At 64.7% G+C, this 25622-nt stretch carries 31 protein-coding genes and 1 other RNA gene; 16 read left to right on the top strand and 16 right to left on the bottom strand.

Annotated features, from left to right (window positions below; translation table 11 throughout):
- Nucleotides 1-2 precede the first annotated feature (2 nt).
- Nucleotides 3-1529 (bottom strand): DUF389 domain-containing protein, encoded by a 1527-nt coding sequence (locus tag H6P80_RS03100; protein WP_185799873.1) that lies wholly within the window; start codon nt 1527-1529, stop codon nt 3-5.
- A 172-nt stretch (nt 1530-1701) separates the two neighbouring features.
- On the opposite strand from H6P80_RS03100, the gene H6P80_RS03095 reads away from it, so the two are divergent.
- From H6P80_RS03095 to H6P80_RS03085, 3 genes are all read left to right on the top strand, one after another.
- Nucleotides 1702-2340: a TetR/AcrR family transcriptional regulator gene (locus H6P80_RS03095; RefSeq protein WP_185799872.1), complete on the top strand. Its 639-nt coding sequence runs from the start codon at nt 1702-1704 to the stop codon at nt 2338-2340.
- Nucleotides 2341-2428: 88 nt separating this feature from the next.
- Complete coding sequence (locus H6P80_RS03090) at nt 2429-4105, top strand: M28 family metallopeptidase (RefSeq protein WP_185799871.1); 1677 nt, start codon at nt 2429-2431, stop codon at nt 4103-4105.
- A gap of 153 nt (nt 4106-4258) precedes the next feature.
- Nucleotides 4259-6202, top strand: coding sequence for a beta-propeller domain-containing protein (locus tag H6P80_RS03085; RefSeq protein WP_185799870.1), 1944 nt, complete (start codon nt 4259-4261; stop codon nt 6200-6202).
- 70 nt (nt 6203-6272) lie between these two features.
- Here H6P80_RS03085 and acnA read toward each other — a convergent pair whose 3' ends face one another.
- The gene (gene acnA / locus H6P80_RS03080) at nt 6273-8948 is read right to left on the bottom strand and encodes an aconitate hydratase AcnA (RefSeq protein ID WP_185799869.1); all 2676 of its coding nucleotides are present in this window, start codon (nt 8946-8948) and stop codon (nt 6273-6275) included.
- Between the two features lie 209 nt (nt 8949-9157).
- Between acnA and H6P80_RS03075 the strand changes: the two genes are divergently transcribed.
- Nucleotides 9158-10333 carry a hypothetical protein gene (locus H6P80_RS03075; protein ID WP_185799868.1) on the top strand — a complete coding sequence of 392 codons (1176 nt, stop codon included), beginning with the start codon at nt 9158-9160 and terminating at the stop codon, nt 10331-10333.
- Nucleotides 10334-10390: 57 nt separating this feature from the next.
- On the opposite strand, the gene H6P80_RS03070 is transcribed toward H6P80_RS03075, so the two are convergent.
- From H6P80_RS03070 to H6P80_RS03060, 3 genes are all read right to left on the bottom strand, one after another.
- Nucleotides 10391-10996 (bottom strand): hypothetical protein, encoded by a 606-nt coding sequence (locus H6P80_RS03070; RefSeq protein ID WP_221892865.1) that lies wholly within the window; start codon nt 10994-10996, stop codon nt 10391-10393.
- A 251-nt stretch (nt 10997-11247) separates the two neighbouring features.
- Entirely contained in the window at nt 11248-11535 is a 288-nt protein-coding gene (locus tag H6P80_RS03065; protein WP_185799866.1) for an addiction module antidote protein, read from the bottom strand.
- A gap of 11 nt (nt 11536-11546) precedes the next feature.
- Entirely contained in the window at nt 11547-11855 is a 309-nt protein-coding gene (locus H6P80_RS03060) for a type II toxin-antitoxin system RelE/ParE family toxin (protein ID WP_235973698.1), read from the bottom strand.
- Between the two features lie 104 nt (nt 11856-11959).
- Here H6P80_RS03060 and H6P80_RS03055 point away from each other — a divergent pair, with 104 nt between their 5' ends.
- From H6P80_RS03055 to ssrA, 3 genes are all read left to right on the top strand, one after another.
- Nucleotides 11960-12295 carry a hypothetical protein gene (locus tag H6P80_RS03055; RefSeq protein ID WP_185799865.1) on the top strand — a complete coding sequence of 112 codons (336 nt, stop codon included), beginning with the start codon at nt 11960-11962 and terminating at the stop codon, nt 12293-12295.
- 150 nt (nt 12296-12445) lie between these two features.
- Complete coding sequence (locus tag H6P80_RS03050) at nt 12446-12886, top strand: hypothetical protein (RefSeq protein ID WP_185799864.1); 441 nt, start codon at nt 12446-12448, stop codon at nt 12884-12886.
- Between the two features lie 23 nt (nt 12887-12909).
- Nucleotides 12910-13254: a transfer-messenger RNA gene (ssrA, locus tag H6P80_RS03045) on the top strand.
- Between the two features lie 171 nt (nt 13255-13425).
- Here ssrA and H6P80_RS03040 read toward each other — a convergent pair.
- The gene (locus H6P80_RS03040; protein ID WP_185799863.1) at nt 13426-13707 is read right to left on the bottom strand and encodes a hypothetical protein; all 282 of its coding nucleotides are present in this window, start codon (nt 13705-13707) and stop codon (nt 13426-13428) included.
- A 144-nt stretch (nt 13708-13851) separates the two neighbouring features.
- The gene (gene mscL, locus H6P80_RS03035; RefSeq protein ID WP_185799862.1) at nt 13852-14274 is read right to left on the bottom strand and encodes a large conductance mechanosensitive channel protein MscL; all 423 of its coding nucleotides are present in this window, start codon (nt 14272-14274) and stop codon (nt 13852-13854) included.
- A 163-nt stretch (nt 14275-14437) separates the two neighbouring features.
- Between mscL and H6P80_RS03030 the strand changes: the two genes are divergently transcribed.
- From H6P80_RS03030 to H6P80_RS03020, 3 genes are all read left to right on the top strand, one after another.
- Nucleotides 14438-14977, top strand: a complete 540-nt coding sequence (locus H6P80_RS03030; RefSeq protein ID WP_185799861.1) for a TPM domain-containing protein — start codon at nt 14438-14440, stop codon at nt 14975-14977.
- Nucleotides 14977-15486 (top strand): TPM domain-containing protein, encoded by a 510-nt coding sequence (locus tag H6P80_RS03025; RefSeq protein WP_185799860.1) that lies wholly within the window; start codon nt 14977-14979, stop codon nt 15484-15486. The genes H6P80_RS03030 and H6P80_RS03025 overlap by 1 nt, the downstream gene beginning before the upstream one ends.
- 89 nt (nt 15487-15575) lie before the next feature.
- Complete coding sequence (locus H6P80_RS03020; protein WP_185799859.1) at nt 15576-16118, top strand: NUDIX hydrolase; 543 nt, start codon at nt 15576-15578, stop codon at nt 16116-16118.
- Nucleotides 16119-16215: 97 nt separating this feature from the next.
- On the opposite strand, the gene H6P80_RS03015 is transcribed toward H6P80_RS03020, so the two are convergent.
- The 3 genes from H6P80_RS03015 to H6P80_RS03005 all read right to left on the bottom strand — a co-directional run bounded on the left by H6P80_RS03015 (nt 16216) and on the right by H6P80_RS03005 (nt 17869).
- On the bottom strand, nt 16216-16971 hold the full coding sequence (locus tag H6P80_RS03015) for a DUF3592 domain-containing protein (protein ID WP_185799858.1): 756 nt from the start codon (nt 16969-16971) through the stop codon (nt 16216-16218).
- Between the two features lie 84 nt (nt 16972-17055).
- On the bottom strand, nt 17056-17376 hold the full coding sequence (locus H6P80_RS03010) for a DUF1971 domain-containing protein (protein WP_185799857.1): 321 nt from the start codon (nt 17374-17376) through the stop codon (nt 17056-17058).
- Nucleotides 17369-17869, bottom strand: a complete 501-nt coding sequence (locus H6P80_RS03005; protein WP_185799856.1) for a group III truncated hemoglobin — start codon at nt 17867-17869, stop codon at nt 17369-17371. The genes H6P80_RS03010 and H6P80_RS03005 overlap by 8 nt, the downstream gene beginning before the upstream one ends.
- Nucleotides 17870-17959: 90 nt before the next feature.
- On the opposite strand from H6P80_RS03005, the gene H6P80_RS03000 reads away from it, so the two are divergent.
- A complete protein-coding gene (locus H6P80_RS03000; RefSeq protein ID WP_185799855.1) occupies nt 17960-18403 on the top strand; it encodes an Rrf2 family transcriptional regulator in 444 nt (147 codons plus the stop codon).
- An 11-nt stretch (nt 18404-18414) separates the two neighbouring features.
- Nucleotides 18415-19077: a 5-formyltetrahydrofolate cyclo-ligase gene (locus H6P80_RS02995; protein ID WP_185799854.1), complete on the top strand. Its 663-nt coding sequence runs from the start codon at nt 18415-18417 to the stop codon at nt 19075-19077.
- Here H6P80_RS02995 and H6P80_RS02990 read toward each other — a convergent pair.
- From H6P80_RS02990 to H6P80_RS02975, 4 genes are all read right to left on the bottom strand, one after another.
- The gene (locus tag H6P80_RS02990; RefSeq protein ID WP_185799853.1) at nt 19074-19760 is read right to left on the bottom strand and encodes a hypothetical protein; all 687 of its coding nucleotides are present in this window, start codon (nt 19758-19760) and stop codon (nt 19074-19076) included. The genes H6P80_RS02995 and H6P80_RS02990 overlap by 4 nt on opposite strands.
- A 78-nt stretch (nt 19761-19838) precedes the next feature.
- Nucleotides 19839-20567, bottom strand: coding sequence for an SDR family oxidoreductase (locus tag H6P80_RS02985; RefSeq protein WP_185799852.1), 729 nt, complete (start codon nt 20565-20567; stop codon nt 19839-19841).
- Nucleotides 20568-20628: 61 nt separating this feature from the next.
- The gene (locus tag H6P80_RS02980) at nt 20629-20907 is read right to left on the bottom strand and encodes an ETC complex I subunit (protein ID WP_185799851.1); all 279 of its coding nucleotides are present in this window, start codon (nt 20905-20907) and stop codon (nt 20629-20631) included.
- Nucleotides 20908-21017: 110 nt separating this feature from the next.
- A complete protein-coding gene (locus tag H6P80_RS02975; RefSeq protein ID WP_185799850.1) occupies nt 21018-21359 on the bottom strand; it encodes a GIY-YIG nuclease family protein in 342 nt (113 codons plus the stop codon).
- A gap of 77 nt (nt 21360-21436) precedes the next feature.
- On the opposite strand from H6P80_RS02975, the gene H6P80_RS02970 reads away from it, so the two are divergent.
- On the top strand, nt 21437-22045 hold the full coding sequence (locus H6P80_RS02970; protein WP_185799849.1) for a DUF2239 family protein: 609 nt from the start codon (nt 21437-21439) through the stop codon (nt 22043-22045).
- Nucleotides 22042-22503, top strand: a complete 462-nt coding sequence (locus H6P80_RS02965) for a DUF1330 domain-containing protein (RefSeq protein ID WP_185799848.1) — start codon at nt 22042-22044, stop codon at nt 22501-22503. Before H6P80_RS02970 ends, H6P80_RS02965 begins: the two co-directional genes overlap by 4 nt.
- A gap of 22 nt (nt 22504-22525) precedes the next feature.
- Here H6P80_RS02965 and H6P80_RS02960 read toward each other — a convergent pair whose 3' ends face one another.
- Together H6P80_RS02960 and H6P80_RS02955 are read right to left on the bottom strand one after the other, a co-directional pair.
- Nucleotides 22526-23935, bottom strand: a complete 1410-nt coding sequence (locus H6P80_RS02960) for an MATE family efflux transporter (protein ID WP_185799847.1) — start codon at nt 23933-23935, stop codon at nt 22526-22528.
- Nucleotides 23936-24073: 138 nt separating this feature from the next.
- Entirely contained in the window at nt 24074-24394 is a 321-nt protein-coding gene (locus H6P80_RS02955; protein ID WP_221892864.1) for a winged helix-turn-helix transcriptional regulator, read from the bottom strand.
- A 119-nt stretch (nt 24395-24513) separates the two neighbouring features.
- Here H6P80_RS02955 and H6P80_RS02950 point away from each other — a divergent pair, with 119 nt between their 5' ends.
- Together H6P80_RS02950 and H6P80_RS02945 are read left to right on the top strand one after the other, a co-directional pair.
- A complete protein-coding gene (locus H6P80_RS02950) occupies nt 24514-24846 on the top strand; it encodes a nuclear transport factor 2 family protein (protein WP_185799845.1) in 333 nt (110 codons plus the stop codon).
- Nucleotides 24846-25619: an SDR family oxidoreductase gene (locus H6P80_RS02945; RefSeq protein WP_185799844.1), complete on the top strand. Its 774-nt coding sequence runs from the start codon at nt 24846-24848 to the stop codon at nt 25617-25619. The genes H6P80_RS02950 and H6P80_RS02945 overlap by 1 nt, the downstream gene beginning before the upstream one ends.
- Nucleotides 25620-25622: the final 3 nt, after the last annotated feature.

Raw genomic sequence — 25622 nt, 5'->3', positions numbered from 1 at the left:
GCCTATTGGGTATCGCTATCGGGCGCGAGCCAGGTGAGCGCGACGGTACCGGATCCCGCGCCCCCCGCCCGGCGCGTCGCGGCAATACCTGCCTCGTGCAGCAGCGCGATAACCGCCTCCGCATCGCCGTCGCTTCCTGCAACGCCCAGCGGCGCGCCGACCCGTTTGGCCGCCCAGATGGCGAGCTGGAGCCGTTCGCTTCCGGCTTCGCTCGGCGCCCCTTCCTCCATTGCGATTGCCGGCAGGCGCGTTGCCGGCGGCACGAGTTCCAGCATCCATTCGGAGCGTTGCGCGCCGAGCCGAGCCTCCAGCGCGCGATAGGTTTCGAGCCCGGCACCCGGCAGCGGTCGGGCCCGGACGACGGCGCGGCGCAGACTGCGATCGACGGTCACATCGCCCGGCGTGACGCCGGCAAGCAGCGCGAAGCTCTGGCGAACCTCGGTCACTTCGCGTTCCGCGGCCTCGGCCTGTTCCTGCATCCTGGCGACGGCGATCTGCGCCGTTTCGGCGGCGTCGCTGGCGGTACCGACCCTATATTGGCGGATCGTGACGGCGAAGGGCCGGCCCAGCTGGCGTTCGAGCGACCGCGCCACCTGCGCCTCGGCATCGTCGACGATCTCCGGCGTCAGCACCGACGCAGTGACCTGGATCGGATCGGAATCGAAATCGAGATCCAGTTGGGAAACCCGCGCATCGGCGAACTGGTCCCGCACCAGGCCCTGGGCCTGGCTGGTGGTATTGGCTTCCCAGGCAATCTGGCGCAGCGAGAAGCCGAGCGGGATGGCCAACCCCACAAAGATCACCGCGATGATGATCGACTGCGCCAGCGACTGTTTCGAGGAAAGATGCGTGCGGAATCCGTAGAGCCGCGCCATCACCGCCGCCGTCAGCGCAATCGTCATCAGGTTGGTGAAGAACAGGACGAGCGCGCCGCCGAACACCGTCCAGTTGGCAATGGCGAGGCCGAAGCCGACCACCGCCAGCGGCGGCATCAACGCGGTCGCGATGGCGACGCCGACGATCGTCCCTTCGCGCCCGCGAACCATCGCATAGGCGCCGGCCAGGGCCGAGAACAGCGCAACGGCGAGATCGAAGAGATTGGGGCGGGTGCGCGCGGCGATCTCCGCGGTGATCGTCTGGATCGGGGAGATCATGACGATCAACGCGCAAAACAGCACGGCGATGGCAACGCCGAGCGCCAGCGCCTTGGCCGATTCGCGCAGCCAGGCGATATCGCCGATGGCAAGCGCGAAGCCCGCGCCCATGATCGGGCCCATGAGCGGGGAAAGCAGCATCGCGCCGATGATCACGGCCGGCGAAGACAGCAGCAGGCCCAATATCGCGATCCCCGCGGACATTGCGGTCATAAAGGCATAGCGGGGCGTCCAGCCGGATTCGGCGCGCACCTTCGCGATCACAGCGGGCTGGTCGATCTCGTTGCACAGCTTGCGCCACCAGCGCCGCAGCAGCCGGTAGGACCCGCTCAGCGGATCGGCCATCACGGGTTTCGAGGGTTCGGTTTCAGCCATGCATCGCTCTCCTTCCCCGCATAGGAGGGCGGAAGGGCCCGGGCAATTCCCGAATGCCGGGGCACGAAATCCACTCTCGAAATAATAATTGATAACTATTATTGATTATTATAAAACCGTGTCAGAGAATTAATACGCCCGTATCGAATCGATGAAGCCGAGGAGAAGAGTTATGGCCCGCCCGCAAACCGATCATGAAGCCGCGGCCGAGAAATTGCTCGCCGCCGCCGAAGAGCTCGTCCGCGAGCGCGGTCCGGTGCAGATCACGATCACCGACATCGCCAATGCCTGCGGGATGAGCCAGTCGAACGTCTACCGCTTCTTCCCCTCCAAGGAGGCATTATGGGAAGCGTTCGCCGAACGCTGGTTTCGCGAACTGAACGAGATAATGGAGGAGGTTGTCGCCAGCGATCTCGAACCGCGTGAGAAACTGTACCAGTTCTTCGCGCGTCGGCTGATCGTCAAAAAGGCGCGCTTCGAGGAAGATCCCGACTATTTCAACAGCTGCATGATCCTCGGCGACGAACATCGCGACGTCGTGATGAGCTATGTCGATCTTGCCGACCATTATATGGCGATGATCCTCGCCGAGGCGATCGGCGCGGGAGAATTCAAGGGCATGAAAGTCGACCGGTTGATGACGCTCGTGAACCTGATGCTCGCGCCCTTCTGCGATCCCGTGCTCATGGTGCGCTATCGCGGCGCGACGCCTGAAAATCTGCGCTATGTGATCGACGCGATCTTCGAGGGATTCGGGGAAGCCGACGCCGTCGCGCCCAAGGAAATGGAGCCGCTGCGCATCGCGTCCTGACCTGCGGCGGGCGCGCGGGCCGGGCGCGCCGGTTGCCCTTCCGCCGGGTGATGGTGCACAAGGGTGCGCCGCCCCCGGAGGATTTTCGATGCGTTTCCACAGACTTGCCACCCTGCTTGCCCTTCCGCTGCTCTTCGCAGCGACGGCCGCCGCCGCGCAGGGAGATCCCGATACGCCGATAAATGCCGGTCAGATCGAGGAAACGGTGCGGACGCTCGCCTCCGACACGTTCGAAGGGCGGGCACCGGGCACGCGCGGCGAGGACGTCACCATCGGCTATCTCATCGGCCGCTTCGAGGCATTGGGGCTGGAGCCGGCGGGAGAAAGCGGCGGGTGGATCCAGCGCGTCGACCTGCTCCACACCCAGCTGGGCGAACCCGAGACGCTCGCCATCACCGACCATGGCGAGATCGTGCCCTGGACGTTTAACGAGGATATCTATCTCTCGACCCTCCAGCCGGCAGACCGCGTCGCCATCGACAATGCCGAGATGGTGTTCGTCGGTTACGGCGTGACCGCGCCCGAACGCGACTGGGACGATTTCGGTACGGCCGACCTCACCGGCAAGGTGGCGGTCTTCATCGTCAACGATCCCGATTTCGAGGCGGGCGAGGGCGAGGACGTCGCCGGCCTCTTCGGCGGCCAGGCGATGACCTATTATGGCCGCTGGTCCTACAAGTTCGAAGAAGCGGCACGCCGCGGCGCCGTCGGCGCGCTCGTCATCCACGATACGCCGGGCGCCGGCTATGGCTGGGGCACGGTGACAGCGCCGGGCGCCGGCGCCTACGATATCGTCCGCGCGCCCGAAAACCTGTCGAGCCTTCAGCTTCGCGGCTGGATCAGCGGCGATGCGGCGGCCGATCTCTTCGCCCGGGCAGGTCTCGACTATCGGGCGGAACGCGCCCGCGCACGTACCCGTGAGTTCACGGCTATTCCGCTGGGCGGCATGACCTTCTCCGCCGCTTTCCCCGTCGAGCATGAAACCGTCGGCAGCCGCAACGTGCTGGCCCGCCTGCCGGGGAGCCAGCGACCGGAAGAAACGGTCATGCTGGGCGCGCATTGGGACGCCTATGGCATCGGCGCGCCCGACGAAACCGGCGACACTATCCGCCGCGGCGCGAACGACGATGCGATCGGCATCGCTGCGCTGTTCGAGATCGCCCGCGCCTTCCGCGCCGGCCCGCCCCCCGCCCGCAGCCTCGTCTTCGCTGTCTGGACGGCCGAGGAGCGGGGGCTGCTGGGTTCGGAATATTATGCGCTGAACCCGCTTTTCCCGCACGAAACGACCGTCGCCAATCTTACCGTCGATGTGCTGCAGACCGCCGGGCTTGCCCGCGACGTCATCCTGATCGGCGAGGGCCAGAATACGCTGGAGGACGATCTCGCGGACGCCGCAGCCGCGCAGGGCCGTACGGTGACGCCCGACAGTTCGCCCGAGCGCGGCCTTTTCTACCGCGCCGACCATTTCTCCTTCGCCAAGCGCGGCGTGCCCACGCTCCTGATCATGGGTCTGGGCGGGGGCGCCGATCTCGTCGAGGGCGGGCGCGAGGCCGGCGAAGCCTGGGTGCGGGATTTCACGGCGCACTGCTACCACCAGCCCTGCGACCGCTGGAGCGAGGCCTGGAATCTCGACGGCGCGGTGCAGGATATCGATCTCGTCTTCGATATCGCCCGCGACCTTGCGAATTCGGAACGCTGGCCGGGCTGGAAAGCGGCTTCCGAATTTCGCGAGATCCGTGAAGAAAGCGCCGCGGCGCGCGATTGAGCAGTGCGGCGCAACCGCGCTCTGCCAAGGGATATCGGCCGCCCGCCCCGGTCCTCCAGATACGCCCCAAGGCGGTTTTCTCGCCTGACGACAATGCGTTGACGCCGGCGACCGAACCGACCCATAACGCTCCCGGGTCTGGAGGGGTACGAAATGCTCATATTATCGCGCAGGCATTTGCGCCTGCTCAGCCGGCTCTCCATGGTGCTGCTTGCGGCGATGGCCGGCCTTGCATGGACACCGGCCGCCCATGCGTATCAGCGCGAAGGCGCATCGGCGGACCGCGGGCTTGAGGCATTCCGTTCGGAACGGGAATTGCAGGCCTTTTTCGACCGCGTCCAGCGCTTTACGCCCCCGCCGCCTCCACCGCCGCCCCCGCCCCCTGCGCCGCCTTCCTCCTCTTCGCCCGGCAATGTTTCGCCGCCCGCGGTCGCGGATGAATCGATCACCAACAACCAGGAAGCCGGCGTCGACGAGGGCGGCATCGTCAAGGTTCGCGGCGACATCCTCGTCATATTGCGCCGCGGCCGGCTGTTCACGATATCGATCGCCGACGGCGGAATGCGCGCGATCGACCGGATCGACGCCTTCCCGCCCGGCGCCGATGGCCGCGGATCCTGGTATGACGAGATGCTGATCGCGGACAATCGCGTCATCGTCATCGGCTACAGCTATCGGCGCGGCGGCACCGAGGTGAACCGCTTCCGCCTCTCCGACGACGGCCATCTGACCTTCGAGGACGCGCACCAGTTGCGCTCGTCCGATTATTATTCGAGCAGCAACTATGCCTCGCGCCTGATCGGCAACCGGCTCGTCTTCTACGCCCCGATCCGGCTTTACGGGGCCGAGACGCTGAGCGACGCCTTCCCCGCCATCAAGGCATGGCGCGGCACGGAGGACGACTCGGCCGCCTTCGTACCGCTGGTCGGGCCGCGCCAGGTATATGCGACCGCCGCCGTTCGGCGCGGCGCGGCAAGCTGGTCCGATGTTTCGGCGATGCACAGCGTCACGAGCTGCGACCTCACCGACGACGCGTTCGACTGTTCGGCGATCGGCGTCATCGGCGGCCGCTCGCGCGAATTCTATGTGACGCGCGATGCCGTCTATCTCTGGGTAACGGGCAACGACTATAGCGACGAGCCGCGCAGCTTCTCGCACATCTACCGCCTGCCGCTCGACGCGAGCCGGCCCTCGGCGATCGGTGCGCGCGGCGTTCCGCTCGACCAGTTCTCCTTCCACGAGGACCGCGAGGCCGGGCGGCTCGACATACTCGTCCGCGCCGGTTCCGGCAGCCGCGCGATGTGGCTGCCCGAGGCACCGGCCAACACGGTCTCGCTGCTCCAGCTGCCGCTCGACGCTTTCGGCAATGGCAGCGAGGAAGCGCGCCAGCGCTATTACCGCCATCTCGAGGTCAATTCGGATTCCATCGAGAACCGCTTTGTCGGCAACGCCCTGGTCTACGGCCACGGCCATGTGACCGGCTACAATCCAGACGATCACGGTACGGTGCGGGTCGTGCCGCTCGACGGCGGCGCGATCGGCGAGTTCCACATCGACTATAATGTCGAACGGATCGAGGCGATCGGCGCCGACGCGCTGATCGTCGGTAGCGGACGCGAGGGCGATCTCGGCTTCACGACGATCGGCCTCGGGGGCGGGCTACCCGCGCTCGGCGACGTTTTCGCGATGCCTGCCGCCGCGCAGGGCGAGGCGCGCAGCCATGCCTATTTCTTCCGGCCCGATCCCGGTTCGCCGGGCGGCGCTTCGGGGACGCTCGGCCTGCCGATCGCGCGCGCAGGGACCGACGAATATGGCCGCGCCTTCGGCCGCGCGGCGGCGATGCTGTTCCTCCGGCGCGAGGACGGGGCGCTGGGCGCGGCCGGCGAACTCGCTTCCCAGGCAGAAAGCGACCGACCCGACAATTGCGTCGCATCCTGCACCGACTGGTATGGCAATGCCCGGCCGATCTTCCTGCGCGGCCGCGCCTTTGCGCTGCTCGGCTACGAAATGGTCGAGGGGCGGATCGAGGACGGCGCGATGACCGAAATCGGCCGGCTCGATTTCGCCCCGCCGCCGCCCGCCGCCGAAGCGGAATAGCGCGCAGACGCAAAAGGGCGGGGCGCCGCATTGGCTGCCCCGCCCTTTTTTTCGCGCTCTCTCCCGCGAACTAGGCCGCGAGGTTTCTCAGCACATAGTGGAGGATGCCGCCGTGGCGGAAATACTCCATCTCGTTGGCGGTATCGATCCGGCAGAGCGTTTCGAAGGTCGCGGTCTCGCCATTGGCGCGGGTCAGGCTGACCTCGACCGTCTGGCGCGGCTCCAGGCTCGCAACGCCGCGGATCGTGAAGGTTTCGCTGCCGTCCAGCCCCAGCGTTTCGCGCGTGACGCCTTCCGCGAATTGCAGCGGCAGCACGCCCATGCCGACCAGGTTCGAACGGTGAATGCGCTCGAAGCTTTCGACGATAACCGCCTTTACGCCCAACAGGTTGGTGCCCTTGGCGGCCCAGTCGCGGGAGGAGCCGGTGCCATATTCCTTGCCGGCGACGACGACCAGCGGCGTGCCCGCCTGCTTGTAGATCATCGCGGCGTCGTAGATCGGCATCGTTTCGCCGGTCGGGATATATTTGGTGAAGCCGCCTTCGACATTTTCGAGCATCTGGTTCTTGATGCGGATGTTGGCGAAGGTGCCGCGCATCATGACTTCGTGATTGCCGCGGCGCGAGCCGTAGCTGTTGAAGTCCGCGCGGTTGACCTGATGATCTTGCAGATATTTCCCGGCCGGCGAATCCGCCTTGATCGCGCCCGCGGGCGAGATGTGATCGGTGGTGATCGACTGGCCGAACAGCGCCAGCATATTGGCGTCGACGATATCCTCGATCGCCTCGGGTTCCATCGTCATGCCCTCGAAATAGGGCGGATTCTGCACATAGGTCGATCCGCTGCGCCAGGTATAGGTCGCGCTCGGCTCGACATCGATGGCGCGCCACATTTCGTCCCCATCGAAGACATTGGCGTAGCGGCTTTCGAACATGTCGCGGTTCACATGCGCCGCGATCGTATCGGCGACTTCCGCGTTGCTGGGCCAGACATCGGCGAGGAACACGTCCGCCCCGTCGCTGCCCTGCCCCAAGGCCGTGGTCGTGATATCCTCGGTCACCGTGCCCTTCAGCGCATAGGCGACCACGAGCGGCGGCGAAGCGAGGAAGTTCGCGCGCACATCCTGGCTCACGCGCCCTTCGAAATTGCGGTTGCCGGAGAGCACGCTCGCCGCGACCAGATCATTCTCGTTCACGGCTTTCGAGATCGGCGCGGCCAGCGGGCCCGAATTGCCGATACAGGTCGTGCAGCCATAGCCGACCAGATCGAAGCCCATGGCATTCAGATCCTCGGTCAGCCCGGCCTTGTCCAGATAGTCGGTCACCACCTGGCTTCCCGGCGCGAGGCTCGTCTTCACCCAGGGCTTCACCGTCAGCCCCTTTTCGCGGGCCTTGCGCGCGACCAGGCCGGCCGCCGCCATCACCGCGGGGTTGGAGGTGTTGGTGCAGCTGGTGATCGCCGCGATCACGACATCGCCATCGCCGATATCATGGTCCAGCCCGTCCACCGGCACGCGCTTCGCATCGCGGCCATAGACGCTCTGCATCTCGCGGTTGAACAGCTCGTCGACCTCGGGAAGGATCACCTTGTCCTGCGGCCGTTTCGGCCCGGCGAGGCTCGGCACCACCGCGCCCATGTCCAGCTCCAAGGTATCGGTGAACAGCGGGTCTGCGTCCTCCACCGAATGCCACAGGCCCTGCTCGCGGCAATAGGCCTCGGTCATCGCGATCTGCCATTCCTCGCGGCCCGTCAGGCGCATATAGTCGGTCGTCTTCTCGTCGATCGGGAAGAAGCCGCAGGTCGCGCCATATTCGGGCGCCATGTTCGCGATCGTCGCCCGGTCGGCCAGGGTCAGCGATTTCAGGCCGGGTCCGTAAAATTCCACGAACCGCCCGACCACGCCCTTTTCGCGCAGCATCTGGACGACCGTCAGCACGAGATCGGTCGCGGTCACGCCCTCGGCGAGCCCGCCGGTGAGGTGGAAGCCGACCACTTCGGGGATCAGCATGGAGACCGGCTGGCCCAGCATCGCGGCCTCGGCCTCGATCCCGCCGACGCCCCAGCCCAGCACGCCGAGCCCGTTGACCATCGTCGTATGGCTGTCCGTGCCGACCAGCGTATCGGGATAGGCGATCAGGTTGCCGTCCGCGTCCTGGCTGCTCCACACGCCGCGCGCGAGATTTTCGAGATTCACCTGGTGGCAGATGCCGGTGCCCGGCGGCACCACCTTGAAATTATCGAACGCGCCCGCGCCCCATTTCAGGAACTCATAGCGTTCCATATTGCGCTGATATTCGAGCGCGACATTATCCTCGAACGCCTGCGGCGTGCCGAATTCGTCGACCATCACCGAGTGATCGATGACGAGATGGACGGGCACCTGCGGGTTGATCCGCTCCGGATCCGCGCCGAGCTGCGTCATCGCATCGCGCATCGCGGCGAGATCGACGACCGCGGGAACCCCGGTGAAATCCTGCATCAGCACGCGCGCCGGGCGATACTGGATCTCCCGGCTGATCTTGCGTTCCTTCAGCCAGTCGGCACAGGCCTGCACATCGTCGGTGGTGACGGTATTGCCGTCCTCGAAGCGCAGCAGGTTTTCCAAGAGCACCTTCATCGAGAAGGGCAACCGCGACACGTCGCCCAATTTCTCGGCGGCTTTCGCCAGCGAATAATAATGCACCTCGCGCCCCTCGACGGAGAGGGTGGAACGGGTGGCAAGCGTGTCGTGGCCGGTGGTCGTCATATGCGTCTAGTCCCCTGATCGCGGTGGCGCTTTGCGCGGCGGACGGGGGAAGCCGAGGGGGGCATCGTCCGGCGGAAAAGCGCAGGTGTGAGTCGAGGTGCGGTTTAGCGGAGAGCCGCGCGCGGGGGAAGGTGATTGGCGCAGACAATCCTGCTATCCGAACGTCGATATGCTGAGTGCCTCAATAGGGAAATTTGCAGGATCGAGCCGTGCAAGATGTGCCTATCGTTTATTTGGATACGCAGGATTATTCCAAAATCGCAGAAGCTAGACTTTGGAATCGTGGCGAGGATGTACTGAATATATTCAATGCACTCCTAAATTTTAAGATAAATAAAAGAGCAATATTTGCTTATTCTTTTCCAATATTATCCGAACTTTTGCAGTATTCGGAGAAAAATAAAGAAATAACTATAGAAAAAGCACGTGTAGTAGAAGATTTATGCGGCAACCATGCATTTATGCACCCCAGCGTGATCGTTAGCGAAGAAGTGAAGCGAGCCTCGGAAGAAAAATGTCTAAACTATGAATTCCTGTCTGGCGAAAATAGGTGGTTTCCTACGACAAAAAGTATGTTTGAAGGGTTAGATGATATCGTTGAGGAGAAATTGGATGAGGAGATTCAAAAGACGAAAGGCACTCTGAATCGCAAAACACGGAGATATGCTAAAAAGAAAATTAGACCAAAAATAATCGCTCAATTCTCAAGAGATTATGCAAGCAAATTGGCAGGCCATTACCCGCTTTCTGAAAAATTTTTTACAAATTACTTAGCAGATGCCCTAGAAAAAAGGATTCCTTATCCGGAACTCGACAAGCTATTTTACGCAGAGGTTCAAAAGCCAACTAATTTCCTGACCGCCTATTTTGAACAATATGGCGGCGATGCAAGCCTGCCATTTGCAATGCGCTCATTTGGCGAAAAATTAGTGCCGACGATCGAACGAATGCGAACCCATGTCGAAACTTTGGTTCGGTCGGAACATCGCTCTTTTGCGACAAGCGCTATTGCCGACTTTGGTTCCCAGCTCGCCTTAACGATGATTGAGGTATCAAAACGTGAAGCGGAAACCACGGGCTGGAATGAAAAGGCGTTTCAAGAAGCAATTGACCGAGGCCTACATAAGGAGACGGCCTTCTACCGAACCTTTGGCAGCACTCTAACACGCTATCTAACTCAAAATCTCGGCATCCATAGAAATGGCCCTCACCCTAAAGAAAGCGACGGCGGCGACTTAATGCACCTAGTTTATTTGCCTCATGCATCCTTGTGGCGAAGCGATGCCCGTTTCTGCGAAACGGTGAGCCAAGCCTGTCCATGGCACAGAAAACGGATCGTACGGCGTTTGAGCGAATTGCCGCAGGCGATCGAAGCTCTCAATTGAGTATGGCCCGCGAACGCTCGGCTATGAAGATCGCTTCATTAAGGTGCATGTCAAAGCCTAGCGCTCATTCATAGAACTCAGAAAACCATCACATCCATTGAAGTAGCCATCAACGCCGTTCATCACATCGGATAGATGTTTAAGGTTCATCGCACCATATTTCAGCGGAATTGGATGACCATTACGATCATACGGATAGCGATAGGAATAGGACGCAGGATCGATCTTCGCGAACTCGAGAACTATATCTTCGACAACCGGGTCGGCGTCATCCGGATCCGGATTACCATATCTTTCCAACATCTCCCGGAAACTCGACCAGAGGTGTCCTAGGTCATGGGAGTTCCAATTTGCTTCAACCCCAACGAAGCGGCCGTGGGTGGCTAATTGATACTTCAGCGAAAGCTCTATGAAATGTCGATAATTAAACAACACCGGAAAAACGAGAAAATCCAGATCGACCGCATGTTCGGTCGTATGCGCGACCATTAAATCCGCTGCCTTTTTGTAACCATCGGTCATCAGCACGAGACGAGATAGATCGTCCTCGGCTAGAATGGCATTGTTCAGCGAATCAGTCGCTTCAACAAAGGGGACGTCGCCTTTAGTGGGCCATCGAAATTCTGAATTCAATATGTCATCAAGTGCATGGCGCTTCGACATCATTCTCGTAGACCTGATCAAATTGAAACTTCTAAAAATAAATCACTGTCGAATCCAGTTTTGGTGACGACATTATATGCAACTATACAACTTTACTCACCTTTGAACAAAGCGGCTTTCGTTCGGCCATTAATCTATTCCGCCCCACCCGACCCTCCGGAAACAGCGGCAGCACATCCGATGCCAGGCGTACTCGGTCTGCGCGCGGAAAATCCTTTAGCCGCCGAGCTGCCGCATCACCGCACAGGCGATCACGCCGCCCGCTTCGCCCCCAGGCCCACCTTCACCTGCGCCAGCACGCGCAGCACCGTATCGAGCGTCGGGTTGCCGTCGTCGCGGAAGGCGGCGTAGAGGGTTGCGCGGTTGAGGCCGGTATCGGCGGCGAGGCGATCGACGCCATAGGCGCGGGCGATCGTGCCGAGCGCGGCGGCGATATAGCCGCGATGGCCGGTGGCGAGCGCATCGTCGAGCAGCTCGGCATAATCCTCCGGCCCGTCGAGATAGCGGGCCGCATCGAACGGTTTTGTGGCGAGTGGCATGATCGGTCCTTCTATATCTGTGCGGCCAGCGCGACCGCCCTTTCTATATCCTTCTGCTGCCTCCGCTTCGTGCCGCCGCACAGCAGCAGGTAAATCCTGTCGCCCTTGCGGGCATAATAGAGCCGGTAGCCGGGGCCGTGATGGATGCGTGCCTCCCACACCTTGCCTTCGAGCAGCTTGGCATCGCCGAACAGCCCGCCTTCCATCTTGACGATGTGCCGCGCGATCGCCTTTTGCGCCGTGCGGTCGCCAAGCCCGTCGAGCCAGTTTTCGAATGCCTCGGTCTGCTCGATCCGGTTCATGTCTATTATAATAGACAAACGGGCGCGCATTGTCCAGCGGGAGGCGGCGGCGAATCCTATTTGCTGTCCTACAGGCCCCGGGATGCGGTAAACCGGTCGCGCCGCCAGCAAGGAGAATCGCGATGCCGAAATTCATGGCCGTCTATACCGGCTCCCCCGCAAAGGCCGGCGCTTCGCCGCCCGACGAGGAGACGATCGGCCGGGGCATGAAGGCCTGGGGCGACTGGATGGCCGGGCATGCCGGTGCGATCGTCGATACGGGCGGCCCGCTCGGCAAGACGCTGCGCGTGTCCGGAGGCGGGGTCGCGCCGCATGCCAACGCGCTGACCGGCTATGTGATCGTGGAGGCGGAGACGCACGAGGCGGCGGCGGCGATGTTCGAAGCGCATCCGCACTTCGCGATCTTCCCCGGCGAGGCGGTCGAGGTGATGGCGATGCCGCCGATCCCGGGGCAATGAGGGGGCGGTGAACGAGGCAGCGAATAGCCCGGCCTGTGTCAACCGGTGTCAACCTGGTGTGACCTTGGGCGCGAGGAAACGAGCGAAAGTTTTTCGCCATAAGGGCGTGTAACTTGTGTAACCTTCGGGCGGTGATTTTGGGAGAGACAAATGACGGCCGTGAATCAGGAACAGCTCGACGCCCTCTACGCCGCCGGCCTCGACATGGCAGAGGCGCTGCTCGCGAGGAACGGCGAGTTCTTTCCCTTCGCGCATTACATTTCCCCGCAGGGCGAGATTACGGCGCTCGCCGTGCACGACGGAGACGAACATCCTGAATCGGCCGCCGTCATCGCCTCGCTGCAGGAGAAGCTGAAGGGCATGGCCGGGCGGGGCGAAGCGATTGCCTCGGCGATTTCCGCGAACGTCGCCGTGCGCAAGCCGGACGACGGCGGGCGGACCGACGCGGTGCTCGTCCAGCTTCGGGCGGAAGGCTATGCGCGAGATGCCGTAATGCCCTTCGCGCTCAGCGGCGGCGGGCTGTTCCGAAAGGCGCAGACCGTGGAGATGGGGCAACCCTTCGCACAGGAGGCGGAAAACGAGATTTTCTGAAAGACCTGCGCGCCTCTCCCCGTCCACTTCCCATTAACGTGCGAGCCCCTATATAGGGGCTGCCGGTTTCGGCCGGCTATGGCGATAAACGGTGCCGTGCAATAGGCACAGCGGACCCGGGGGCAGTACCCGGCGGCTCCACCATAAATCGCGAAATTTCGCGGTTTAAGACGGGGCCGAACCAGGATCGACGTGTGTTGAAAGACGGCAACTTTCGCCCGGCCTGAATGCGCCGTAAAACCGTTCACAACTCATAAGAGCCAACGATAACGAAGCTCTTGCGATTGCTGCGTAACCCAAGGCCTAACGGTCTAAGTTACTAAGACAAAAGCGCGGTTGGACCGCACCGGGCACCAGAAGCGGAAACCAGCGGCCCGGGGGGCGCCGGGCAACAGAAGCCCCCCACTTTCCGGATAGTCAGACCTTCGGCTGCGCCTCAGGCGCCGCACCGGCCCACACCCCCACCAAAAGAAGCGGCGCCGCGGACGAGTGTTTCCGCGACGCCGCCAATGCCATGGGAGGCATTTTCGGAAGGAGGGCTACATGCCGTCCTGCGTGTCTCCGATGCCGGTTTCGCTGGGCGCGATTTCGCCGTCATCGTCCATCCGGTTGGCGGCTTCCTCGCCCTGTTCCTCGACCATGTCGGCGCGGCTCTCCAGCGCCTCTTCCTGGGCCTCGGTCGGCGCTTCGTCGGCCATTTCGTCGATCATCTCGGCCTGGTCCTCCGCGGCATCCTCGACGGCGTCGGCCTGCTCGCTCTGGCAAGCGGCGAGGCCCAGCGCGGCGGAGGCGGCAGCGGCGGTGAAAATCAGCTTCTTCATGGTAATTTCCCTGCAATAGGCGGCGCTTACGGGGCCGCGATCCGTGCCACCAATGGGCGGGACGGACGGGAGTTCCGTCTTTGCGGCGAACCGAGGCGATAGGTGCGACGGGCCGCATCGGCCCGCCGCGCGCCGGCGTGCGGCCTAGCTCTTCTTGAGCGCGTCGCGGATTTCGGTCAGCAGCTCGATCTCGCTGGGCCCGGCCGGGGCGTCCTCGGCCTTTTTGACGATCCTGTTCGCCTGGCGCACCAGCAGGAAGATCACGAAGGCGAGGATGATGAAATTGATGACCACAGTGATGAACTGGCCGATGCCGATCATCGCCACGCCCGCTTCCTTCAGCGCGGCATAATCTTCGGGCGATCCGGCATAATCGGCGGGGATCGCGCCCAGCCGGATGAACCATGTCGAGAAATCGACGCCGCCGAAGATCCAGCCGACGACCGGCATGATCACATCCTCGGTCAGCGAGGTGGTGATCGTGGCGAAGGCGCCGCCGATGATCACCGCGACCGCAAGGTCGATCACATTGCCGCGCGCGATAAAGTCCCGAAACTCTGCGAACATGCTGCTACCCTCCTAAACCACTGCCTGCGTTCGCCAATCGATGCCACAGCCGCGCGCCCGCGCCAAGCGAGCGGTTCCCTGTCGCGGGGAAATATGCGATGGATCGCCCCGACGCCGCGGCCCCGTCGGGGCGCGGCGCCGACGGAGACCAAAGGGGATATCGATGAAGAGAACGACCACGATCGCAGCGATTGCGCTGTCGCTGGGCCTTGCCGCCTGTGGCGGCGGCACCACCGCTGCCGACGAAACCGAAGCCACGGAAACCACCGAAACCGAAGCCGCGCGGCCCGATGCCTTTTTCATCGACGAAGCCGGCTTTGTCGACGAAGGCGAGATCGGCCCGGTCGGCGAACGGCTCGGCACCTTGTTCGACGAGACCGGCAAAATCGCCCTCGTCGTCGCGATCCGCACCACCGAGGGCCAGGATATCGAGGAAGCCGCCAGCGCGATGCTGGCCGAACGCGGCGCCGATGCGCTGATCCTGATCGCGGGCGAAGACGAAGCGCTGGCGATCGTCGGCGCGGAAATCGATCCCGAGGAAGCGGCGATGGCCGAACAGGCGATGATCGACGGCTTCGACAATGACGATCTGGCGGGCGGCTTCGCGGCCGGCGTCGATTTCCTCGTCGCGCAGCTGGGCGCAGCCGGGGATGCCGTCACCGAGGACGCTCCCGAAGCTGCCGCCGAACCGGTGGCCGAATAATGGCAATCCGCACACGCCCAGCGGCGGCGATCGCCCTGGCGATGCTGCTGGCGCTCGGCGCGTGCGGCGGAAGCGAAACGGATAGCGGCGAGGCGGCCGAGCAGGTCGCCCAGCCCTATCCGCCCGCCACCTATATCGACGATACGGCCCTGTTCGACGAGGCCCTTCAGGCGGAACTGGGCGAGCGGCTCGCCGCGCTGCACGCCGCCACCGGGCATGAGCTGCGCGTCGCGACGATGCTGACCCTGGACGGCCGCCCGGTCGACGAGGTCGCGCAGGCCTATATCACCGAGCGCGGCATCGGCCAGAGCGGCGCGCTGCTGCTGATCGCGATGGCCGACGAGGAACTCGGCCTCGTTCCCGCACCGGGCGCCGAACCTTGGCTCGATCCCGCCTTCCGCACCGAAGCCGAGGCGCTGATCACCGCCCATTTCGACGATAACGACATGCCCGGCGGCATCCGCGCCGCGCTGGACGCCGTCGAAGCGCGGCTGGCGTCCGCGGAATAGCCGCTATCGCTGCGGGCGCCGGTTCTGCCGCCCTCTCCGCAAGCCTTGGGGGGTTGACCGGCATCGCCATCGGGCCCGAAGGATAGGGGATGACCGAAGAAACCGTTACCCGCTGGCAGGGCCGATATATCGCCGCCAAGACGCAGGGGCGCTGGGAATTCGTCAGCCGCGTGCGGGGCATCGAGGCGGCGGTGATCCTCGCCATCGACGAAGGCGATGACGGCGCACCCGCCGATCCTCATGTCATCCTTGTCGAGCAGTATCGCGTGCCGCTGGGCGCAGACTGCCTCGAACTGCCGGCCGGGCTGATCGGCGACGAGCAGGACGGCGAAGCGCCCGAGGCCGCCGCCGCGCGCGAACTGGAAGAGGAAACCGGCTATTGCGCCGCGACCTGGGAAAGCCTGGGCCGGTTCAGCTCCTCACCCGGCATGATCAGCGAGACCTTCACGCTGCTCAGGGCGACCGACCTCGAAAAGGTCGGCGAAGGCGGCGGCACCGCCCATGAGAATATCACCGTCCACCGCGTGGCGCTGAGCGGAATCGCGGATTTCGTGGAAGCTAGGCGCGGTGAGGGTTGCGTGATCGACGTGCGAATATTGGTGTTATTGGGGGCGGGCCTTATGCCCCGTTAGGCATCCCAGGCGTCGATCGAGGAATTCGCGGTGCTCTGCGGCGAATGGATGTTCTGGCGTGAAAACCATATGTCAGACCGACCGGCATTCCCCGGAATCAGGCGAAGAACAGCAGCCACAGGCCGACGGCCCAGATCGCGGCGAAGACGATCCAGAAGAGGAGGCGCGAGAGTTCGGCGCGTCGCGATTGCAGCGGCCTGGCTTCGCCGCAGCGCGGGCAGGGCGGGCCGCCGCGCCGGGATGCGCGGCGGATAATCGCGGGGTCTTCCAGCGGCGGCCGTTCGACCGGCGCGCCGCAGGAGCGGCATCGGCCCGGCGTCTCCGCGGATGCCGGGGCAGCCATGGACGGACCCCGGGCCTTCGACCGGCGCGGGCCGAAGAACCAGCCCGCGAAAATCCAGACCCCGCCCATCAGCGTGACCGCGAAGATCCACCAGGGCGGGCTTTCCAGTACCAGCGCGGAATCCCCCGGATTTTCGGGATCGTAGAACACCTCCACCGCCGCGCCCTCGGGATAATCGCTCAGGAAATCCTCGGCATCGTAGGAATCGGCATAGCCCTGATCCGCGATCAGCCGGATCGCATCGCTGCTGAAGCCGTTGCCGGCGACGAAATAACGGTAGGTGACCCGGGGATAGAAGGTGATGATCACCTCGTTGTCCTCGTCGCGGCTTTCCTGCTCTTCGATATAGGAGGAAAGGATGCGGCCGTCGGCGCTGGGCCAATCGGAAGCCGCGGACGCGCGCTGGCTGCCCCAGGCAAAATAGGCGATCGAGCCCGCGATCAGGGCTAGGCCCAGCCCGTAGCAGAGCAGCCTCGCCCAGAGCGGCATCGATGTGTCCAGCTCCCCCATGTTGCGACGGCTGCGCCCGTTCGCGCTTTTCGTCAACTGGCAATGCGCCGACCCGTTAGAGGCGCCCGCAGCCGCGTCCGGCGCCTAGGACCAGAAGGCGATGGCGAGCTCCACCGACCCGGCTTTTTCCAGGTGATGCGGCACTTCGGGTGGGACGAGGATCGAGGCCGGGGCGGTAAGATCGCGCGCGCCGCCCTCCGCATCATCCCACACGAAACGGATGCCGCCCGCGCGGATCGTGACGATCCCCCAGGCGCCCGCTTTCAGCCGGTGCAGTCTGAACAGCCCGGCGGGAATGCTCTCGGCATCGAACGGGCCGATCGCGCGATGGCTTTGCGCGCCGGCGGGAAGCGGCGGTCCGCGATCGGCGATGAGCGGATCGGGCGGCGCTGCGGCGCTAGACATGCGGCAGGTCCCGCCCCGCGCGCGCGCCGGACAGGCCGTCGCGATGGGTGGCGATGCCCGTCAACAGGCTGTCAGCGATCATCCGCGCCCGCTCGCCGACCAGCCGGGTCGCCGCGCTACCCGGCTCCAGATCGCGCAAGGTGGCGTAGAACAGCTCGAGCCAATGGGCGAAATGCCGCTCCTCGAGGCCGGGAATGGCGATATGCTTGAGCATCGGGTTGCCCGAAAATTCGCCGCTATTGTGGAGGACCGACCGCCAGAAGCGGTTCATCCGGTCGAGATGGTGGGGCCAGTCGGTCACCCGCCGGGCGAAGATCGGACCGAGCAGATCGTCCTTCCGGATGCGCGCGTAAAAGGCATCGACCAACGCGGCGATATAGTCGGCGGTGATGCCCGAGGCTTCGGCCTCGGCCCGCTTGCGCGCTCGGGCCTCGACCGCATGGGGACGCGGCGCGGCGCTGGAGGAAAGGCGATTGTCGGCCGTGCGTGTCATCATCGGGCGCCTTATTGCGTATTCGAAATACCTATTAACGACCCATATATAGCGCTTGTCGTTAAAAGCAATATATCATATACCTAATTTATGCAGCTCAACCTCCATACCGATTACGGCCTGCGCATCCTGATGGCGCTGGCGGCGAGCGGCGAGCGGATGTCGGTCGACAGCATCGCCCGCCGCTACGGCGTGTCGCGCAACCATATGGCCAAGATCGCGCAGCGGCTTCAGGCGCTCGGCCTGGTCGCGGCGACGCGCGGGCGCGCCGGTGGGCTGGAGCTCGCCCGCCCCGCCAAGGACATCAATATCGGCGCCGCCGTTCGCGCGCTCGAAAATCTCGATGGCTTCGTGCAATGCCTGAAACCCGATGGCCCCGGCGGCTGCGCGATCGACGGGGTGTGCGGGCTGAAGGGCGCGCTCGTTTCCGCGCTCGAGGCGTTCCTCGCGCAACTCGACCGCTTCACCCTCGCGGACCTGGTGCGCGACCGGCGGAAGTTCATGGATCGGCTGGCCTTGCCGGCCGCCGCCTGAGGACAGGCCCCATGCAGGATTCCGACGCCCCCCGGCCCTTTGCCTCGCCCGCCTGTTCGATGCACGAGATCGACCCGGCCTATGCCGGCACCGCAAAGCCCGCCGATATCGCCGCCTGGCGCAAAGCCGAGCGCGCCCGGCTGATCGAGGCGCGCATGGCGATACCCGCCGACGAGCGCGAGCGGCTGGGGACGCGGATCGCCGAGCATCTCCGCTTGCAAATCGTCGATAGCACCATCGTCAGCGGCTATTGGCCGTTCCGCGGCGAACCGGACCTGCGCCCGCTGATGAAGGCGCTCGGCAGCGCCGGGCTGCGCATCGCGCTGCCGGTCGTGATCGCCAAGGGCCAGCCGCTCGTCTTTCGCGAATGGCGGGCAGGCACGCCGCTCGCGCGGGGCGTGTGGAACATTCCGATCCCGGCAGAGGGCGCCGAAGTGATGCCCGACATGGTGATCGCGCCGGTCGTCGGCTTCGATCCCCCAGGCTATCGGCTCGGCTATGGCGGCGGCTTTTTCGATCGAACGCTGGCAGCCATGCCGCGGCATCCCCGCGTCGTCGGCGTCGGCTACCGGTCGGCCGCCATCCCGACCATCCATCCGCAAGCCCATGACATTCCGATGGACCTGATCGTCACCGAGCAGGGCGTCGAGCTGGCGGCGTCCGCAGGGGACTAGCCTCCGTTCAGATCCGTCACCGTCGCCACCACCCGGCGCCGCTCGCCGGTATTGTAAATACCGACCTTCACGCGTTCGCCTTCGCTGCGCGCGGCGAGGCTGATATTATGTTCCTCGAACCCGGCTTCGCGGGCCGCCTCGCGGTAGAAATCGAGGATGTCGAGCGGGTCCGCGGCGACCCGGAAGATCACAAGGCGTGAGCCGCTCGGGCGCGGATTGACATCGTAGTCTGTCTCCGGAACCCCGGGATAGACGGGAAAGCCGTCGCCGAGATTTTCCGACAGGTCGTAGCTGCCGCTGCCGACATTGGGACTGACATGGACCATCATGCGCTCGCCCTCGTCGAACAATTGCACATAGCCGCCATAATCGCGGTCTTCGGCGCGGAAATTGGCGCCGCCTTCGTAGATCTCATACCCCGTATCGCCAAAATAGGCGCGGTAGAAAGCGGCGATATCGGCAACGCTGCCATCGGAAAGATAGGCGATTTCGCGGCGATTGCTGGCGGTTTCGTCGCGCTCGATATCCTCGGCCGCCACGCTGCCGAACGCCGGCGCGCCATTGGCGAGCATTTCGGGCGCTTCGGTTTCCGGCGCCTCCGCCTCGGTCGTCGCCGCTTGTTCCCCCCCGCCACAGGCCGTCAATGCCGCGAGCGCCGCCGCCGCCAGAAAATGCTTTTTCATGAAATCCCCCCTGTTTGAAATCCGGTTATTGCGGGCACTGGCCGGAATATCAATGGCTTGGGCGGACCCCGCGCCGCGCTAGCCGCGCCCGAGAAACGGCACCGCCAGCTGGACCATCAGCGCCTCGTAGAAATTCATGTGATCGGGGACGCTCGCCATGTGGAGGATGATCTCGGCGGTATCGCGCGGGTCCGACGTTCGCTCGGCCGGCGCCTTGCCCATATTGGGGCCGAGTTCGGTGTTCACGATGCCCGGATGGTAGATCGAAACGGCGATACCATGATCCCGCCCGTCGACCGCGAGCGAGCGGGTGAGTCCGTCCAGCCCGAATTTCGAGGCCGTATAGGCCGGGCTTTCGGGCCGCGGCACGCGCGCCGAAATGCTGCCGACATTGATGATCCGCCCGCGCCCCTGCGGCTTCATCAACCGGAAGGCGGCCCGGCTGCACAGGAATGCCGAAGTGAGATTGGTATCGAGCACCTGCTGCCAGCGCTCGAGCGCCAGATCCTCGCACGCCGTGGAATCCGCGATGCCCGCATTGTTGATGAGGACATCGACGCGGCCGAACTTTTCGACCGCGGTTGCAAAGAGACGCTCGACCGCCGCTTCGTCGGTCACGTCGGTGGCGACCGCCAGCGCTTCGCCGCCGGCCTGCGCGATCCGCTGGGCAAGCGCGTCGAGCCGATCCTGCCGTCGGGCGGCCAGCACGACCTTCGCGCCGACTTCGGCAAAGGCGATCGCGACCGCTTCCCCGATGCCCGAGCTCGCGCCGGTAACGATCACTATCCTGCCTTCAAGCCGCTGCATCGCTCTTCGCCTTTATGTCGGGAGATATCGGGGACGGCGCGGAATACCGCGGCGCGGGGCACTATTTGAAATTGTCGGCGTAGCTCTGGATTTTGAGCGTGCGTTCGGGCCCAGGGATCACATGATAGTCGATCCCCTGCTTGTCGGCGTAGAGTTTCGCCGCGTCGAGCGAGGGGAAGGTCAGCCGCACCTGCCGCCGCGTATCCGAAGACCCGGCCCAGCCCATCAGCGGGTCTGCGCGCTGCGCGTCCGACGGCTCGAACTCCAGGGTCCACTGGCCGACCCGGGCGCGGCCGGACTGCATGGCATTTTTCATGCGCTGATAGATACGGGCGGACATGGCGTGGTTCCCTGGTTGGTCGGGAGCCCGAATGCCGCAGTCCGGCGTGCCGCGTCAATATGCGATGGCGCGGAACCTGCGCCTTTCGTTTCGGACAGAAGGGCGGCGGGCTAGATCGGCTCCGCCGCCAGCGCCTCCCGCCAATGGGTCAACCGGCTCGCCAGCCGCGCCGATCGCACGAAATCGGTAACATCCTCTTCCAGTTCCAGCAGCTCAAGAATCTCGAAGGCGAAGGCCGCTTCGCCCCACGCATTCCAGGCCCGCTGGAGCGCGGGCCGGGGATAGGCGCCGCCCCGCAGGCTGAAGCGCAGCCGGTTCTCGGTTCCCGCGATCTCCTTCGCACCGCCGACCCAGACCCGCGCCTCGCCCGCAAAGCGCAGCGCAAAGACGCCGGTCGCGATCTCCCTTTCCCTGTACGCCGCGATGGCGGCCTTGCGTTCCGTGCCGTTCATGCCGGATCTCCTTCCGCGCGCCTATTATTACCCGGGTGATATTGACGCAAGCTTTTTATCCGGGTAAATATCGAATCATGACGATGACCGCTTCCACCCCCTGCACCGGTTTTTCCGGGATGCGCCGAATCGCTTCGGGCCCGCTTGCCGAGGTCGCGCTGGCGATACGCGCGGCGCAGGCGGCGGGCGGTGCGGATCCGCTGCTCGTCTTCGACGACGCGACCGGCCGGGTCGTCGATCTCGACCTGCGCGGCAGCGAGAGTGACGTGCTGGCGCGGCTGGCGACACCGGACGGCGGGAGCGAGGCGCCGGAGCTCGCCAAACCGCGCGGGCGAGGCCGCCCCAAGCTCGGCGTGGTCGGCCGCGAGGTCACGCTGTTGCCGCGCCACTGGGACTGGCTCGAATCCCAATCGGGCAGCGCTTCCCAGATCGTCCGCCGACTGATTGACGAAGCGCGCAAGGCCGAGCGCAGCGGCCGAGCCGCCGCCAAGGCGCGAGCGGAGCGCGCCTATCGTGCGATGACCAGCCTGGGCGGGGACCTGCCCGGCTATGAGGAGGCGGTACGGGCGCTGTTCGCGGGGGATGCCGCGGCGCTGGCCGAACGGATGAAGGACTGGCCCGGCGATGTCGCGGCCTATGCGCTGCGGCTCGCGGCGCCGGAAAGCGACGAAGAGGAAACGCCATGACCGCCTATTTCGACCCGACGCCCGAAACCGGGCGCGCCTTTGTCCTGCGCGGGATCGAGGGGCCGGTGACGATGCTGAACCTGCTGCGCTTTCGCGAGACAGCCGACTATAGCGCCGACCCCGACCTCGCCCCCGACACGCCGATCAGCGGCGCCGAGGCCTATGAGCTCTATATCGCGCACACCCTGCCGCACCTCGCGGCGAGCGGCGGCGAGATGCTGTTCATGGGCGATGGCGGCCCCTGGCTAATCGGCCCCGTGAGCGAGCGCTGGGATGCGGCGATGCTGATCCGCCAGGCCTCTGTGGACGCCTTTATGGGCTGGGCGAAGAACGAAGCCTATCTCTACGGGCTCGGCCATCGCACCGCGGGCATCGAGGACAGCCGCCTGCTGCCGCTCGTCCAGCGAACGGCGAAGCGGAAAACGGACACGCCCGCCTATCTGACGATATCGGCCTAGGCCGCCCCAAACGGGCGAGCCATCAAGCGCGCTGATAGTCGATCAGACCGATCCGCGCGCGCATCAGCCAGCGGCCGACCATCAGCACGGCGACGACGGCCAGCCCAAAGGCCAGCCCGATCCATATGCCGACGCCCTGCAGCCCCATCGGGAAGCCGAGCCAAACGGCAACGCCGAGCCCGACCACCCAATAGCCGAACGCCGCGAAGAGCATCGGCCAGCGCGTATCCTGCACACCGCGCAGCACGCCCGCGCCCACCGCCTGCGCGCCATCCACCAGCTGGAAGATCGCGGCGACGAACAGGAAGGACAGCGCAAGCGCGAAGACGTTGGCCATTGCCGGATCGGCGGGATCGATGAAGAGGCCGATCAGCTGGTTGGGAAACAACACCATCGTCGATGACAGGAAGAAGGCCGCGCCGAGCCCGAGGCCAAGCGCGACCCGGCCCGCGCGCGCCACGCCCTCGGCATCCTTCCGTCCGTGGAAGATGCCGACACGCACCGTTGCCGCCTGGGAAAGCCCGAGCGGCAGCATGAAGGCGAGACTCGCGACCTGGATGGCGATGGCATGGGCCGCAAGCGAATCCCGCCCGATCAGGCCCATCAGGAACACCGCGGCGTTGAACACCGTGATCTCCATGCCCAGCGTCACGGCGATCGGCACGCCGAGCTTCACGATCGCGGCAAGGCGCGGCCAATCCGCCCGCCAGAAATGGCCGAGCAACTTGTAGCGGCGGAAGCGGCGCACACCATAGACGACCGCGATCATGCCGAGTGCCAGCACGCTATTGGCAAGGACATTGGCGATGCCCGCCCCCGTCAGCCCGAGCTCCGGCAGGCCCAGCCCGCCGAAAACCAGCGCCCAGCAGGCGAGCGCATTGAAGACGACGCCGACGCCCGTGACGAGCAGCCCCCAGATCGGCCTTTCGAGCGCCGTCACATAATAGCGCAGCACGATATAGACGAGGAACGGGAACAGCCCCCACATCGCGATCCGGATGAAATGCGCGGCATCGCGCGACAACGCCGGCTCCTGCCCCAGCAGCAGCAACAGGCTTTCCGAATTCCACAGGATCAGCCAGCAGGGCAGGCAGATGGCAAGCGAGGCCCATAGCGCCTGGCGCACGGTGCGGCGCACATCGCGCACCGAATTCCAGCGCCGGCCATATTCGGCGGCGATCAGCGGCGAAGCGGCGGTGACCAGCCCCATCGCGAAGATGGCGAAAGCGAAATAGAGGTTCACGCCGAGAGCGGCCGCGGCCAGCGCATCGACATCGTAGCGGCCGAGAATCAGGACTTCGGTAGTGTGGATCGACGCCTGGGCGAGATTGCCGAGGACTAGCGGCCAGGCGAGCGCCAGGGTGGCGCGAATCTCCACGCGGATGCCGGTGCGCCTGCGCGCAAGGCCTTCGGGGGCAGGATTGGAGTCCATGCCGGCACGGTTAGAGGCGAGTCACCTTGGTCATGGGGATGGCGTGTACCGGACCGGAAGCGCGGCGCGAAGAGCAGCGTGGCAGAATTGTCGCGGCGTTGCATCTTTGCCACCGTCGGCCGGCAGGCCGGGCGACGCCTAATCCGAAGGGGTGCCGCCAACCGGGCGCTGCGCCGCCCATTCGAGCAGCGCGTCGAGCGCCGGGCACATCGCCTGGCCCCATTCGGTGAGATCATATTCCACCTTGGGCGGGACCTCGGGATAAACCGTCCGCCGAACCACGCCGTCCCGCTCCAGATCGCGCAGCTGCTGGATCAGCATCTTTTGCGATATTTTCGGGATGGCCCGTTCAAGCTCCGAAAAGCGCAACACGCCACGATCGAACAGGTGAAAGATGATCACCATCTTCCAGCGGCCCTCGAGCATCCGGAACGCCGCCTCGACACCGCTCGCCGCCATGTCCGGCGTGACATCGGATAGCTTACCTGTGGGTGAGTACCCTACTTTTTTGTCCGTACTTGCCATTTTCGAAGCGTAGCATCAAATCGTCCCCAGGCAAATGAAATGGGAGATTTTCGATGAACGACACCGCTGTGCCGGCCGCGCTCCATCGCTATTTCGACGCGCAGAACCGCCACGATATCGACACGCTGATGGACTGTTTCGCGCCCGGCGCGGAAGTCCGCGACGAAGGCAATACCTATAGCGGGCACGATGCCATCCGCGGTTGGAAGGAAGAGACGAGCGCCAAGTACAAGGTCACCGTGACCCCGCTCGCAACGGCCCGAAACGAGGGCATCACGACCGTAACCGCCACCGTCGCCGGAAATTTTCCCGGCAGCCCGGCCGAGTTGCGCTATCGTTTCGGCCTCGCTCCCGATGGCCGCATCGCCAACCTGGCGATATCGTGATGGCCCGCGAGAAAGAGCTTTCGGGGCTGCGGGCGCTCGTTACCGGCGGCACCCAGGGCATCGGCGAAGCAGTCGTCGGCGCACTGCGCGCCCAGGGTGCGAAGGTGCTCGCCGCGGCGCGTAACCAGGGAGACGAGACCGAGCTGTTCGTCGGCGCCGATGCGTCGACGCCGGAAGGTTGCCGGACGATCGCCGATGCTGTGCGCGACAGGTTGGGGCAGGCGGACATCCTCGTCCATGTCGTCGGCGGCTCCTCGGCCCCCGCGGGCGGATTCGCCGCGCTTGACGACGAGCATTGGCAGCGCGAGATCGACCTCAACCTGATGTCCGCCGTGCGTCTCGACCGCGAACTGGTGCCGGCGATGATCGAACGCGGATCGGGGCTCGTCATCCACGTCACCTCGATCCAGCGGCAGGTGCCGCTGCCCGAATCGACGATCGGCTATGCCGCCGCCAAGGCGGCGCTGTCGAACTATAGCAAGGCGCTGTCGAAGGAGGTCAGCCCCAAGGGCGTGCGTGTCATGCGGGTCTCGCCGGGCTGGGTCGAGACATCCGCCGCAACCGCCATGATAGGACGACTCGCGCAGGAAGCGGACACGGATACGGACACCGCACGCCGGCAGTTGATGGATTCGCTCGGCGGCATTCCCTATGGGCGGCCCGCTCGCCCGGAAGAGGTCGCCGATCTGATCGCCTTCCTGGCTTCGCCGCGGGCGGCTTACCTCACCGGCGCCGAATATGTCATCGACGGCGGGACCGTGCCGATCGCCTGAAAC

The sequence above is a fragment of the Parasphingopyxis marina genome (genome assembly GCF_014237875.1).
Taxonomy (GTDB): Bacteria; Pseudomonadota; Alphaproteobacteria; order Sphingomonadales; family Sphingomonadaceae; genus Parasphingopyxis; species Parasphingopyxis marina.
The sequence above is the reverse complement of the archived record's forward strand: the minus strand, read 5'-3'. Positions and strand labels throughout refer to the sequence as shown.